Origin of the sequence: Micromonospora coxensis, from assembly GCF_900090295.1 — a bacterium.
Lineage (GTDB): Bacteria > Actinomycetota > Actinomycetes > Mycobacteriales > Micromonosporaceae > Micromonospora > Micromonospora coxensis.
This window is the reverse complement of the sequence record NZ_LT607753.1, coordinates 1107202-1120691: the sequence shown is the minus strand read 5'-3', so window position 1 is coordinate 1120691 and position 13490 is coordinate 1107202. Positions and strand designations below refer to the sequence as shown.

Annotated in this window: 14 protein-coding genes; 6 read left to right on the top strand and 8 right to left on the bottom strand. The window is 76.4% G+C overall.

Annotation, left to right across the window (positions count from 1 at the left end):
* From GA0070614_RS04985 to GA0070614_RS04960, 6 genes are all read right to left on the bottom strand, one after another.
* A complete protein-coding gene (locus GA0070614_RS04985) occupies nucleotides 1–1212 on the bottom strand; it encodes a phage tail sheath family protein (protein ID WP_088974850.1) in 1212 nt (403 codons plus the stop codon).
* A gap of 23 nt (nucleotides 1213–1235) precedes the next feature.
* Nucleotides 1236–1934: a carboxypeptidase-like regulatory domain-containing protein gene (locus GA0070614_RS04980; protein WP_088974849.1), complete on the bottom strand. Its 699-nt coding sequence runs from the start codon at nucleotides 1932–1934 to the stop codon at nucleotides 1236–1238.
* Nucleotides 1931–2539 (bottom strand): glycine zipper family protein, encoded by a 609-nt coding sequence (locus GA0070614_RS04975; RefSeq protein WP_088974848.1) that lies wholly within the window; start codon nucleotides 2537–2539, stop codon nucleotides 1931–1933. Before GA0070614_RS04975 ends, GA0070614_RS04980 begins: the two co-directional genes overlap by 4 nt.
* A 14-nt stretch (nucleotides 2540–2553) precedes the next feature.
* Nucleotides 2554–2898 (bottom strand): hypothetical protein, encoded by a 345-nt coding sequence (locus GA0070614_RS04970; protein WP_088974847.1) that lies wholly within the window; start codon nucleotides 2896–2898, stop codon nucleotides 2554–2556.
* Between the two features lie 110 nt (nucleotides 2899–3008).
* Entirely contained in the window at nucleotides 3009–3869 is an 861-nt protein-coding gene (locus GA0070614_RS04965) for an LppM family (lipo)protein (protein WP_157744938.1), read from the bottom strand.
* Nucleotides 3870–4150: 281 nt separating this feature from the next.
* A complete protein-coding gene (locus GA0070614_RS04960) occupies nucleotides 4151–5311 on the bottom strand; it encodes an FAD-dependent oxidoreductase (protein WP_088974845.1) in 1161 nt (386 codons plus the stop codon).
* A 67-nt stretch (nucleotides 5312–5378) separates the two neighbouring features.
* Here GA0070614_RS04960 and GA0070614_RS04955 point away from each other — a divergent pair, with 67 nt between their 5' ends.
* On the top strand, nucleotides 5379–6008 hold the full coding sequence (locus GA0070614_RS04955) for a TetR/AcrR family transcriptional regulator (RefSeq protein WP_088974844.1): 630 nt from the start codon (nucleotides 5379–5381) through the stop codon (nucleotides 6006–6008).
* A 641-nt stretch (nucleotides 6009–6649) separates the two neighbouring features.
* On the opposite strand, the gene GA0070614_RS04950 is transcribed toward GA0070614_RS04955, so the two are convergent.
* Entirely contained in the window at nucleotides 6650–7582 is a 933-nt protein-coding gene (locus tag GA0070614_RS04950) for an AraC family transcriptional regulator (protein WP_088974843.1), read from the bottom strand.
* Between the two features lie 81 nt (nucleotides 7583–7663).
* On the opposite strand from GA0070614_RS04950, the gene GA0070614_RS04945 reads away from it, so the two are divergent.
* Together GA0070614_RS04945 and GA0070614_RS04940 are read left to right on the top strand one after the other, a co-directional pair.
* Nucleotides 7664–8485, top strand: coding sequence for a Rossmann-fold NAD(P)-binding domain-containing protein (locus tag GA0070614_RS04945; protein WP_088974842.1), 822 nt, complete (start codon nucleotides 7664–7666; stop codon nucleotides 8483–8485).
* Between the two features lie 48 nt (nucleotides 8486–8533).
* A complete protein-coding gene (locus GA0070614_RS04940) occupies nucleotides 8534–9658 on the top strand; it encodes an FUSC family protein (protein WP_088979224.1) in 1125 nt (374 codons plus the stop codon).
* A gap of 55 nt (nucleotides 9659–9713) precedes the next feature.
* Here the strand turns inward: GA0070614_RS04940 and GA0070614_RS04935 are convergent, their stop codons facing one another.
* The gene (locus GA0070614_RS04935; RefSeq protein WP_088974841.1) at nucleotides 9714–10700 is read right to left on the bottom strand and encodes a LacI family DNA-binding transcriptional regulator; all 987 of its coding nucleotides are present in this window, start codon (nucleotides 10698–10700) and stop codon (nucleotides 9714–9716) included.
* A 155-nt stretch (nucleotides 10701–10855) separates the two neighbouring features.
* Between GA0070614_RS04935 and GA0070614_RS04930 the strand changes: the two genes are divergently transcribed.
* The 3 genes from GA0070614_RS04930 (at nucleotide 10856) to GA0070614_RS04920 (ending at nucleotide 13487) form a co-directional block, all read left to right on the top strand.
* Nucleotides 10856–12085 carry an MFS transporter gene (locus tag GA0070614_RS04930; protein WP_088974840.1) on the top strand — a complete coding sequence of 410 codons (1230 nt, stop codon included), beginning with the start codon at nucleotides 10856–10858 and terminating at the stop codon, nucleotides 12083–12085.
* Between the two features lie 80 nt (nucleotides 12086–12165).
* Nucleotides 12166–13062, top strand: a complete 897-nt coding sequence (locus GA0070614_RS04925; protein WP_088974839.1) for an aldo/keto reductase — start codon at nucleotides 12166–12168, stop codon at nucleotides 13060–13062.
* An 89-nt stretch (nucleotides 13063–13151) separates the two neighbouring features.
* Entirely contained in the window at nucleotides 13152–13487 is a 336-nt protein-coding gene (locus tag GA0070614_RS04920) for a hypothetical protein (RefSeq protein WP_088974838.1), read from the top strand.
* Nucleotides 13488–13490: the final 3 nt, after the last annotated feature.

The window sequence follows — 13490 nt, the reverse complement described above, 5'->3', positions numbered from 1 at the left end:
TCAGCCTCCGATCGTCTCGGTCTCGGCGCCGCCGGCCCACTGGCTCAGCTTGAACACCACGAACTCGGCGGGCTTGACCACCGCGATGCCGATGTGCGCCACCACCATCCCGGCGTCGCGGACGTCGGCCGGGTTGGTCTCCTCGTCGCACTTGACGAAGAACGCCTCCTCCGGCGTACGGCCCAGCAGCGCGCCGTCGCGCCACACCCGGGTCAGGAACGCCCCGATGTCCCGGCGGATCGAGCGCCACAGCGAGAAGTCGTTCGGCTCGAAGACCATCCACCGGGTGCCGTTGGCGATCGCCTGCTCGATGGAGATGGACAGCCGCCGCACGTTGAGGTACCGCCACTCGCTGGCCTCGGCGGCGAGCGTACGGGCGCCCCACACCCGGATGCCCTCGCCGGCGAAGTAGCGGATCACGTTGACGCCCTTCGGGTTGAGCACGTCGTGCTCGGGGCGGGTGACCAGGTAGTCCAGGTCGACCGCGCCGCGTACCGGCTCGTTGGCCGGGGCCTTGTGCACCCCCCGCAGCGCGTCGGTGCGGGCCCAGATGCCGGCCATGTGCCCGCTCGGCGGGGTGGCCACCAGTTCGCCGCTGATCGGGTCGCGCACCCGCAGCCAGGGGAAGTAGAACGCGCCGAAGTCCGACTGCCGGGGCCGGTACGCCGTCGGCGTCTGGTCGTCGTCGGGCTTGCCGGCGCCACCGGCGGGCTTGCCGTCCCGGGCGGTGGCGACCCGGGTCAGCGCGGAGACGTCGTCGACGCCGGGCGGCGGGTCGCAGATGGCGACCATGGTGCGCAACCGCTCGGCGGTGGAGAGCAGCGCCTCGTGCGAGACCGGGTCGTGGAAGCCGGGCGCGGCGAGGATGGCGACCTCGTCGACCGCCTCCAGCAGTTGCAGGCCGGTGCGCCGCTGGCCGGAGCCGGTGAGCCGGCCGCCCTCGCCGACGTTGACCACCCAGCAGCGGGTGCCGCCGTTGTCCAGGAAGCCGAAGACCGCGCGGGCCAGCGGGGTGCTCTCCGGACGCTCACCGGAGGCGTACAGCCGCAGGAACTCCGACCAGCTGTTCACCGGCATCGCCCGGTCCACGTGCGCGGCGCGGTCCGGGGCGACGCCGACGAACGCGGCGGTGCTGGTGCCGACCGGCCCGATCGGGTGGGCGCCGCCCGGCACCTCCTCGACGTAGATGCCGGGGGAGAAGTAGTGGGGCATCGGTCCTCCTGGTGCTCTTCGGGTCAGCGGGCCGGCGGTGCGCAGACGATGACGAGGTCGGTGTCGGCCGGGTCCACCTCGGCGGTGTGGGTGTGACCGCGGCCGACCAGGCGCAGTCGGACCGGCCGGCCGGGCTGCTCCGGGTCGTGCGGCACGCCGTCGAGCCGGAACCGGCCGGCGGCGTCGGTGTGCGTGGCGTACGGGGTGCCCGCCAGCTCGACCCGCATGGCGGCCAGCGGCTGCTCCTCGGGGCCGACGACCCGGCCGTCCAGCCGGCGCATGCCGACCTGCCGCAGCCGCAGCGGGCGCAGCACCGGCGGGGCGACGGACGCCGGCCGGGCCACCTGCGCCGGCACGTCGATCAGCAGCGCGGGCCGGGGCGGCACCCCGAACGCGCGCCACAGCCCCGGGTCGCCGGCCTCCAGCAGCACCTCCGGCTCCCCGGCGGTGACGGCGGCGGCGAGCACCCGGTCCAGCCGGGGCAGCGCCGCCGGCCCGGCCGCCGCGAGCAGGTGTCGGACCTGGAACCGGTACGCCTGGCGGCCGGCGCTGCCCTGGGTCTGCCGGGCGGGCCGCAGCTCCAGCGGCCACACGGTCAGCCCGTCGGCGGCCCCGCCGTCGCCGGGCGGGCCGACCGGGACGGCCGCACCGGCCGCCCCGGCCAGCCACGCCGCCAGGTCGGCGGTGGCCGCCTCGATCGGTCCACGCCCGTCGTCGGTCATCGCGGCGGCGTCCCCTGGATCCGGTACGCGATGGCCTCGTTCCAGACGTGCGGGTAGACGCCGATCTCGAAGTACCGGGTGAAGCGGTTGATCGGCGCGTTGGTGTGGTCGTGCCAGAGCAGCCAGACCGGGGCGATGGTGAACAGCACGTAGTTCAGCGCCACCAGCGGCAGGTAGAGCGGGCCGAGCAGCCGGCCCTGGAGGATGTGCACGTCCTCGTGGCGCTGGATGCCGGGGCTGGAACCGGCGCAGACCGTGCCGATCGTGGTCGCGTACCGGGGGGACACGCCCTCGACGACGTTGACCCGGCAGCTGTGCTGCGACACGGTCCGGTCCAGCCGGTGGCCGAAGACCAGGTGCGCGGCGAGGAAGAGCGCGCCGGCGGCGGTGTTGGGCAGGCTCCAGGTGTGGTCGACGACGAAGAGCGCGATGCCGCGGGCGTCCGCGCCGTACACCCGGGCCGAGGCGACCGCCCAGCCGAACGGGGCGCCGACGAGGAGCCCGACGACGCCGCCGATCACCGTGCCGAGGACCCCGCCGGCGAGGCCGCCGAGCAGCGCGCCGAGGACGACGTGGACGGCGGCGCTGACGATTCCGAAGATCATGGGACTCACCTCTCTCAGACCCACGAGCGGATGAAGCGGGGCTCGCGGCCCTGCGCGAGCTGGGTGGGCGACGCCTGCGTCGCCTGTCGGTTGCCCGGCGGCAGCTGGTTGGCGCCGAGGGCGGCGGAGAAGATGACCAGCCCGTTGAAGAACGCGATGATCCACTTCTCGGCGCCGGCGTCGGCGGCGAACGCCGCGGTGGCGTAGGAGAGCGCGAGGGCGACGCCCAGGGCGATCCACTTGCGGGCCTTGTCGCCGTTCGGGCCGATCAGCCCGCCGACGACGTTGGCGGTCAGCAGGGTGGCGGCGCTGGCGCCGGTGAGGCTGCCGAGGGCGGCCCAGGTGAAGAGATCGTTCACGGCGATCTCCCTTCGGACGGTGCGGTGGAGCGGGTGGGGTGGTGGGGAGGTGCGACGGCCGACGGGCGGACGTCCGGGTGACGGTGGTGGGGCGGTCGGACCGGCGTCGGTCAGACCGACCCCGGATGCTCCGCCGCCGCGGCGGCGGGAGTGTCCGTCGGGGTCGACGGGCTCGGGACGACGGGAGTGTCCGTCGGGGTCGCCGGGGCGGCAGCGCCCCGGCGGCGGCGCAGCAGGACGACGACGCCCACCGCGGCCAGCAGCAGCACGACGCCGAGACCGACGCCGACCACGAGCCACGGGACGCCGCCGTCGTCGTCGGTGGTGGCCGCGCCGCCCGGACCGGCGGCCGTCGGCGTGGCCGGGGGCGGGGCCTCGGCAACGGCCCGTAGTTCGGTCGGCTTGTCGCGGCCCGGCCCGACCTTCCAGGTGACCGAACGGCCGGTCACCGCGCCGTTGGAATCGATCACCCGGCCGGGGAAGGTCACGGAAATCTCGAACGACGCCGACTGGAGGAACAGGGCCTGGTTGCGCGGATCCTGCTCGGCCACCTTCCCGCCGTATTTCCGCGGATCGAGCGAGAGGTGGAAGCGGAGCAGGTCGCCGTCGCGCACCAGATTCAGGCTGTCGCTGCGGAAATCCGCCAGCGGAGTGCGCCGATAATCGATCAGAGAACCGTAGTGGGTCGGGTTCTCGTAGACGCTCTCCTCGCCGGGAGGCAGGGAGGGCATGTTCTGCCGCAGCTCGGCGAAGCCGACCTGGACCGTCCTGTTCCTGGTGGTCAGCAACCGCTTCTCGGCGGTCAGGAGCAGTTGCCCGTCGACCGTGTCGTCGGCGTGGACGGTGAGCCCGACGTGCAGTTGCATGCATCCGGCGAGCGTGGCCACCAGGGCGAGACACACCGCGACGCGGAATGCCCTGCCGCGTGTGAGTCTCGTATTCATGCCAGCAGTGTGTGTGATCGCGGTCACGGTGAGCAGTCAATGATCAGTCAGATCGGTGTCGCCGATCTTACCGACGTGATCTCCCATTCGGTGGAGCCGGAAAAACGTACGCGGTCGATAATCTGAAGGGTTGGGCCGGTGACGATTTCCGGTCCGATTTCGATCGTGCCGGTGCCGGTGCCGGTGCCTGCCCCTGCGGCCGGCTCCTGCGGCTGGCTCCTGTCAATGCGCCGGGGGCGCGCCCGGGTCCCGGCCGGCGCTTCGGGCTGGCATGCGTCGGTGGGCGTGCCGTCCTGTCGGGTGCTGGGTCAGGGGCGCGGCGGATGCCAGTCGGCGTACCGGGCGGCCTGGCGCAGCGCCACCCGGGACGGGGTGAGCCGGATGGCGGTGTCGCGGAGGGCGACCGCGACCGGGTGGCGCAGTTGCTGCCCGTACCGGCCGGCGCGGGCCGAGGCCCGGGCGAGCGCCTGGGTGCGCGGGCGGCGCCGGCTGTCGTACCGGGCCAGGGCGGCGTCCAGGTCGGCCGGCCCGCCGGCGCACGCCGCGCCGAGGGTCACCGCGTCCTCGATCGCCTGGGCGGCGCCCTGACCGAGGTACGGGGTCATCGCGTGCGCCGCGTCGCCGAGCAGCGCCACCCGGCCGTGCACGTAGGAGGGCAACCCGGTGGCCAGGTGGTACAGGTCGTGGCGCAGCACCTGCTCCGGCGCGGTGGCGGCGAGCAGCGCGGGGATCGGGTCGTGCCAGTCGCCGAAGCGCTCCCGCACGGCGGCCAGCTCGTCCGGCGCCCGCCCGCCGGGCGGGGCGGTCACCGCGGCGTACCAGTAGATGCGGCCCGGGGCGAGCGGCAGCATGCCGAACTCCGCCCCGGCGCCCCAGCTCACCGCGGTCGGCAGTGGGTCGGTCCAGGCGATCGCCGCCCGCCAGGCCGTCGCCCCGGCGTACACCGGCGGCGGGACGTCCGGCCAGAGTCGGGACCGTACCGTCGAGCGCAGGCCGTCCGCGCCGACGACCAGGTCGGCGGCGAGGGTGGCCGGCTCCCCGTGCCGGCGGTGGCGCACCTCGGCCCCGTGCGGGCCGGTCGTCACGTCGAGGACCTCGGCGTCGGTGCGCAGCGCGGCCGGCGGCAGGGCGTCACGCAGGATGCCGTGCAGGTCGGCGCGGTGGATGCCGACCATGGTGGTGCCGAGCTGGCTGGTCATCCCCGCCGCCTCGACCCGGGACAGCCAGCGGCCGGTGCGGCTGCGCAGCCCGCCCGAGCCGTCGACGCGCCCGTGCGCGCGGACCGCCGGGCCGACGCCGAGCGCGTCCAGCCCGCGCAGCGCGTTCTCCATCAGGGCCAGCCCCGCGCCCACCTCGCCCAGTTCCGGCGCGCGTTCCAGCACGGTGACCCGCCAGCCCGACCGGTGCAGGGCGAGCGCGGCGGCCAGGCCGCCGATGCCGCCGCCGACGACCACCGCGTGTCCGTCCATCCCGACCGCCCTTCTACAACTGTAGAAACTCATACTACAGGCGTAGAACGTATGGAGGGGGCCCAGGATGAACGCTCGGGACGCGCGGGTCGCGTCGCTCGCCGACGCGGCCATCACGCTGCTCGCCGAGGGCGGCATGCGGGCGCTGACCCACCGGGCGGTGGACGCCCGCGCCGGCGTGCCGCTCGGCACCACCTCGGCGTACCTGCGCACCCGGCAGGCGCTCATCGAAGCGGTGGTCCGACGCCTGGCCGAGCGGGACCGGGAGGACCTGGCCGCACGCTCGCTGCCCACCGGTACGCCGCCACCGGGCCCGCCGCCCCGGCTCACCGCCGCCGACCTCGACCGGCTCGCCGCCGGCACCGCCGAGGTGCTCGACCGCTGGCTCACCACCGACCGCGACCGCACCCTCGCCCGGTACGCCTGCCTGTTGGAGGCCGTCCACCGCCCCGAGCTGCGCTCCATCCTGGAACACGGCACCGCGCTGCGGGAGCAGGCCCGGGCGCTGCTGGCCGGCGCCGGGGCGACGGACCCGCGCCGGCAGGGCGACCAGTTCGTCGCCTTCGTCGACGGGCTGCTCTTCGACCGCCTGGTCGGCGCCGGGGCGCTGAGCGCCCCGCCGCCCGGCACCCCGCAGAGCCGCGCCGATCTGCGGGCGGCCGTGCGCACTCTGCTGCACGCCTTCACCGGCACCTGACCCGCCCCGTCCCGCGCACCCCCCTCCGCTGCGCCCTCCACTTCGCCCCCCCGCCGCTACCGCTCCGTGCGTGCGCCGCCCTGTGCGTGCGCCGCCCTGTGCGTGCGCCGCCTCGTGCGTGCGCCGCTCCATGCGTGCGCCGCTCCGGGGGCATGCCACCGCCCCGCCGTGTGCGGCCACTTTCCGAGAAAGAGTGGCTATTCCGGCTCGGATAGCCACTCTTTCTCTGAAAGCGCAGCGCGAGGGCGGCGCGTGCGAGGGCGGCGCGTGCGAGGGCGGCGCGTGCGAGGGCGGCGCGTGCGAGGGCGGCGCGTGCGAGGGCGGCGCGTGCGAGGGCGGCGCGTGCGAGGGCGGCGCGTGCGAGGGCGGCGCGTGGGAGGGCGGCGCGAGGGCGGCGCGAGAGCGGCGTGCGAGGGCGGCGTGTGGGAGGGCGGGGTGGGGGGGCGGCGCGTGAGGGCGGGGTAGGGGCAGTGCGAGGTGCGGGGCGCGCGGGGGCAGCGGGGGGCAGCGCGAGGGGGGACGGGGGCAGCGTGAGGGCGGGGCGGGGTCGGCTCGGGAGCGTGTGGGGTAGGGGTGGCTGGGGGCGGGCGGTTGGCCGGCGGGAGGGGCGGGGTGGCTCGGCTGGGAGGGGTGGTGGGGGGTCAGGGGGTGCGGGTGCGGTGGGCGCGAGGGCTGATGCCGCGTACCCGCCGGAAGGCGGTGCTCAGCGCGAACGGGCTGCCGTAGCCGACCCGGCGGGCCACCGAGGCGAGGGTGGCGTCCGGCTCGCGCAGCAGGTCGGCGGCGAGGCTCAACCGCCAGTCGGTCAGGAAGGTCATCGGTGGCTCGCCGACCAGTTCGGTGAAGCGGCGGGCCAGCGCGGCCCGGGAGACGCCCACCTCGGCGGCGAGGGAGGCCACCGTCCACGCCCGGGCGGGCTCGGCGCGCAGCAGCCGCAACGCCGGCCCGACCACCGGGTCGGCGGTGGCCGCGTACCAGGACGGGCCGCCGCCGGGCCGGTCGAACCAGTGGCGCAGCACCGCGATCAGCAGCAGGTCGAGCAGCCGGTCCAGGACCGCCTCCTGGCCCGGGGCGTCCCGGGTCACCTCCTCGGCGAGCAGGCCGACCAGAGGGCTGTGCCACTCCTGCGCGCGGACCACCAGCAGCGGCGGCAGCGCGCCGAGCAGCCGCCGGTCGACCTCACCCGGGAGCTGGTACGTGCCGGTCAGCAGCACCGTGTCGCCCGGCGTCCCGGTGCCCCAGGTGCGTACCCCCAGCCCCCACGTGGTGGCCAGCGACTCGCCGCGCAGGTCGGTGCAGCGCTGCCCGGGGTGGACGACCACCTGCGGCGGCGTGCCCGGGTCGTCGGCGACGGTGTACGCGTCGGGACCGCGCAGCACCGCGACGTCCCCGGGGCGCAGCAGTTGCGCCGTGCCGTCGTCCGGCACCACCCAGGCGCTCCCGCGCACCAGGGCCACCACGGTCAGCGGGGCGCGGTCCTCGATGCGCAGCGCGAACGGCGGGTCCAGCAGCGACCGGAGCAGGAACGCGCCCCGGGCCCGGGGGCCGTCGAGGAGGCCGGTCAATGGATCCACGAGCGAATCGTAGACGCCGGCGAATGCCGTTGCGCGTCCGAGCCATTCAGCGTCTCACCGCCGGCGGGTTGACTGGGCGGCATGGCAGCACACCTGACGACACTCGTCCTCGGCGGCACCGGCAAGACCGGACGGCGGGTCGCGGCGCGGCTGGCCGCGCGCGGCGTACCGCACCGGATCGGCTCCCGGGCCGGCACGCCGCCCTTCGACTGGACCGACCCGGACACCTGGCAGCCGGTGCTGCGCGGCGTCGGCGCGGTCTACCTGGCGTACCAACCGGACCTGGCCGTCCCCGGGGCGGTGGAGACGGTCGGCGGCCTCGCCCGGCTCGCGGCCGACGAGGGGGTACGGCGGCTGGTGCTGCTCTCCGGACGCGGCGAGCCGGAGGCGGCCCGGGCCGAGCGGGCCGTCGCCGCGAGCGGCGTCCCCACCACCGTGCTGCGAGCCAGTTGGTTCGCGCAGAACTTCAGCGAGGGGCACCTGGTCGAGCCGGTCCGCGCCGGGGTGCTGGCGCTGCCCGTCGGCGCGGTGCCGGAGCCGTTCGTCGACGCCGACGACATCGCCGAGGCGGCCGTGGCCGCCCTCACCACCGACGTGCACGCCGGGGCGACGTACGAGCTGACCGGCCCCCGGCTGCTGACCTTCGCCGAGGCGGTCGCCGAGATCGCCACGGCCGCCGGCCGGCCGGTGCGCCTGGTGCCGGTCGCCGTCGAGGCGTACGCGGCCGACCTCGCCGCCGCAGGTGTCCCGGCCGAGGTGGTGGCGCTGCTGACGTACCTGTTCAGCGACCTGCTCGACGGGCGCAACGCGCACCTGGCCGACGGCGTCGAGCGGATCCTCGGCCGCCCGCCGCGCGACTTCCGGGCGTACGCCGCGCAGGCCGCCGGGGTCTGGCGGGCCTGACCCGCCGGCCGGGCTACGGTGGGGCCGACCCGGTGGGAGGAGGCGGCGATGCTCCGGTGGGGCTGGTGGCGGGACGCCGCCGGACGGCTGCGGCAGGGCTGGCTGCCGGTGGTCGAGGCGACCCTGGCCGCGACGGTGGCCTGGATGCTCGCCACCCGGCTGGTCGGGCACCCGCAGCCGTTCTTCGCTCCGGCCGCCGCGCTGATCGTCCTCGGCCAGGCGCGTGGGCAGCGGGTGCGTCGCGCGGTCGAGGTGGTGCTCGGGGTGGCCGCCGGCGTGCTCGTCGCGGACCTGGTGGTGCAGGCGCTCGGGCCCCGCACCACCTGGACCGTCTTCACGGTCATCCTGCTGACCGTCGCCCTGGCGGTGGCGATCGGCGCGAGCAGCGTCTCCGTGGTCCAGGCCGCCGTGTCGGCGCTGTACCTGGTGGTGGTCTCCCCGCCGACCGAGTCGCTGGTGCCGTTCCGCTTCGTCGACGCGCTGATCGGTGGCGTGGTGGCGCTGGTGGCCAGCCAGCTCGTCGACGTCCGCCGGCCGCTGGCCCCGCTGGTGGCCGAGTTCCGGCGCACCTTCGACGGGATGGCCGAGGCGCTGGAGGAGGTCGCCGCCGCCCTCGCCGACCGGGACGAGGCGGCGGCCCTGGCCGCCCTGGACCGGGCCCGCCGGCTCGACGCCGGGGTGGAGCGGCTGCGCACCGCCGTCCTCGCCGCCGGGGAGGCGCTGCGGCTGCACGTGCGCCGCCACCGGCACATCGGCCGGCTGCGCACCGTGGACGCCTCGGTCGGCCAGATCGACTACGCGGTGCGCAACGTGCGGGTCCTCGCCCGGGCCGGGGTGACCTTCAACCGGCTGCCCGGCCCGGTGCCGGCCGAGCTGGTGGCGGCGCTGCGGGTGCTTGCCGAGGCGGTCCGCGAGGCCGGCGCGGCGCTCGCCGCCGACCTCGACGGCGCGGACGCCGAGGCCGACCGGCACGCCGAGCGCGCCGACGACGCCGCCCTGGCGGCGGTACGCGCCGTCGGCCGGCTCTTCACCCCCGGGCAGACCCTGCCGCTGGCCGTGATCGTCGGTCAGGTCCGGGCCACCGCCATCGACCTGCTGCGCGGGGTACGCACCGACGACGACGCGGCGGTGCTGGCCCGGGTGGACGAGGCGCTCGGGCTGCCGGCGCTCTGACCGGGCGCCCGGCGGATCCGGGGGTGACCGACACCACCGGCCGGTGCGTCGGGCCTCAGGCGCTCGTGCGGCGGACGAGCGTCGACGGGAACGAGGTCACCGGCGCGACGGGCCGGCCCTCCAGCACGGCGGTGGCCGCGGCGGCGGCGATCGGGCCGACCGGGTGGCTCGCCGTGGTGAGGCCGGGTGAGCTGAGCGCGGCGTGCGGGATGTCGTCGAAGCCGGCGACCGCGACGTCGCCGGGCACCCGTACGCCGGTCTCCCGGAGCCCGGCGATCACGCCCAGCGCGGTGAGGTCGCTGACCGCGAAGACGGCGTCGGTGTCGGGCCACCGGGCCAGCAGCTCACCGGCGGCGGCCCGCCCCCGGGCGGCGGTGAAGTCACCGGTGACCAGCCGGACCGGCAACCCGGCCGCCCGCATGATCCGGCGGTACGCCCCGACCGAGCGGCCCGCGCAGGACAACCACCGGGGGCCGGTCACCATGGCGATCCGGCGGCGGCCGGAGGCGTACAGGTGGTGCACGATCTGGCTGGCCCCGCCCGCGTTGTCCACGTCGAAGCTGGGCACCGTCGCCGAGCCGATGCCGATCGAGGCGACCCGCCCGCGCAGCCGGGCCGGGATCGCGTCGAGCAGCGGTTCGGTGGTGTTCACCAGCACCACCCCGGCCACGCCCCGGTCCTCCGCGACACGTCCCAGGGCGGCCGGGTCGTGCAGCGGCAGCCAGTGCAGCACCACCCCGGCCGGGTACGGCGCGCAGGCCGCCGCGGCGGCGCCGACGACCCGGTCGACGTACGGGTCGTCCAGGACGTCCCGGGTGGCGCCGGAGACCGCCACCACCAGCCGTACGCCCGCGCTGCGAGCCAGCGCCCGGGCTGCCGGGTTCGGCGCGTACCCGAGCCGGTCGACGGCGGCGCGGACCCGTTCCCGGGCGGCCGGTGAGGCGAACCCGGTGCCCGCGACCACCCGGGACGCGGTCGAACGGGACACGTCCGCCAGCCGGGCCACGTCGTCGAGGGTGGCCGGGCGGTGCGGCGACGTCATGTGGTCCTCCACCTCGTCGGGGACGGTGATGGGAGCGCTCTCCCGCCTCCGATCATGCCCTGCCGGGCGGCGTGCCGGTAAGGGGCGGGACGGCTTGTGCTGGTAGCGCTTCCAGGTGTGCGATCGTCGGGCACGACACCGACGAGAGGAACACCGTGAGGTCAGCCCACCCGGTCAGCGCACCGCCCGCGCCCGCCGTGCCGCCGGCGGTCCTCGCCGCCCGTACCGGCGTGGCGGTGGTCTTCGCCCTCAACGGTCTCGCCGTGGCGTCCTGGTTCGCCCGGGTCCCCGCCGTACGCGAGTCCCTCGGCCTCAGCCCGGGGCGGCTCGGCCTGCTGCTGCTCGCCATGTCGGTGGGCGCGATGCTCGCGCTGCCGACCGCCGGGCTGGTCGCCCAACGCCTCGGCGCGGCCCGGGCGGTGGTGTTCGCCACGGTGCTGGTCTCCCTCGGCCTGGTCGTGGTCGGCCTCTCCGCCGGGGTCGCCGGCTCGCTGCCCGGCGTGGCGGTGGGCCTCTTCGCGCTCGGCTACGGCTCGGGCACCTGCGACGTGGCGATGAACGTCGAGGGCGCGGCGGTGGAGCGGCGACTCGGCCGCACGGTCATGCCCCGGTTCCACGCCGCCTGGAGCCTCGGCTCGGTCGCCGGCGCCGGGATCGGCGCGGGCGCGGCGCGGCTCGGCGCGCCGATCGGCGTACACCTGGGCCTGCTGGCCGTGGTGGTGCTCGGCGGCACCCTGCTCGGCGCGCGGGCGTTCCTGCCCGCGCAGCGCCCCGAACCCGGCGGGGCCGGCGCGAAGGCCCGGCGCGGCGGGCTGCTCGCCGCATGGCGGGAGCCGCGCACCCTGCTCGTCGGCGCGCTGGTCATGGTCATGGCGTTCACCGAGGGCACCGCCAACGACTGGGTCGCCGTCGCCTTCGTCGACGGGTACGGCGTCAGCGAGGCCACCGGCGCGGCCGTCTTCGGCGTCTTCGTCGTCGGCATGACCCTGGGCCGCACCGCCGGCACGGTCGCCATCGACCGCTGGGGACGGGTGCCCGTGCTGCTCGGCACGATCCTGCTCGCCGCCGCCGGCGCGGGCCTGGCGGTGCTCGCCGGCAACGGCCCGGTGGCGATCGTCGGGGTGGCGCTCTGGGGGCTCGGCGCCTCACTCGGCTTCCCGGTCGGGATGAGCGCCGCCGCCGACGACGAGGACCGGGCGCCGTACCGGGTCAGCGTGGTCGCGGCGATCGGCTACACGGCCTTCCTGGCCGGCCCGCCGCTGCTCGGCCTCCTCGGCGACCGGGTCGGGACGCTGCGCGCCCTGCTGGTGGTGCCGCTGCTGCTGATCCCGACGCTGGCCCTGGTGCCGGCGACCCGCCCGCCGGCGCACCGCTCCAGCACATAGAACCTAACAGTGGGCGGTCGATCGCGGTATCGGGTGCGCGGCCGACTGCGCGGCCCGGCAGGGCTGGCTAGGGTCGCCGGATGCCAGTCGACGAGATCACCGCGGCCGCCGCGGGCAGCTGGACCCTGGGTGACAGGACCGTGCACCGGATGGGCTTCGGCTCCATGCGCACCACCCCCGACCCCGACCCGGCGCGCGCGATCCGGGTGCTGCGCCGCGCCGTCGAGCTGGGCGTGAACCACATCGACACGGCGGCGTTCTACGTCTCGCCCGGCGGCACCCTCAACGTCGGCGACGGCCCCGCCCGGTACGCCACCGAGCTGATCCGCGCCGCCCTCGCGCCGTACCCGGAGCACCTGGTGATCACCACCAAGGTCGGCTTCGGGTACGACCCGACGCACGGCCTGTACGAGGACACCTCGGCGGCCGGGCTGCGCGCCCAGGTGGAGGAGAACCTGCGCCGGCTCGGCCGCGACCACCTCGACGTGGTGAACCTGCGCATCGTGCGGCGGCCGGGCCGGGACTCGGTCGCCGAGGCGTTCGGTGTCCTCGCCGACCTGCGCGAGGCCGGGCTCATCCGGCACCTGGGCCTGTCCAACGTCCGCCTCGACCACCTGGACGAGGCGCAGGCGATCGCCCCGGTGGTCTGCGTGCAGAACGCTTACGCCGTCGACAACCGGGGCGAGCAGGACCCGCTGCTGCGCGAGTGCGGGGCACGGGGGGTGGCGTACGTGCCGTTCTTCGCGCTGGCCGGGACCCGGCGGGAGTCCGGCGCGGTGGCCGAGCACGCCGCCGCCGTGCACGCCGTCGCCCGCGCGCACGGGGCCACCCCGCACCAGGTGCGCCTCGCCTGGACCCTGCACCGGGGGCCGCACGTGCTGGCCATCCCCGGCACCGGCGATCCGGAGCACCTGGCGCAGAACATCGCCGCCGGGGCGCTGCGCCTCGGCGACGAGGAGATGGCCGCGCTCGGCTGACCCGGTCAGGTCGTTGTCACCGGGCTCGCAGCCTCCTGCCAGGTTCGGGTGCTGCACTGGAGGACAGGCCGACAGGGAAGGAGCGGGAGATGGGCTGGTTCAGCCGACGGTCCCGGGCCGCCGAGGGGAGCCCGACCAGGCTCGACCGGGAGGCCACCCGGGAGGACCTCGCCGCGCTGGAGGCGTTCGTCGCCAGCCGGCACGGCGTGGAGTTCTACCTCGAACCGGAGACCACCGCCACCGACACCACGGTGATGGCGATCGCCCACGACGGAGAGTGGATCCGCCGCCGGACCGGCTCGCCGCGGACGGCGGCGAAGCTGGCCCACCGGCACGCGGTGCCGCTGTACGAGGCGGCGCGGACCGGCTACCCGGAGCGGATGCGCGCCTGGAACCGGGCCCACCCGGAGCGCCGGATGCGCTGACCC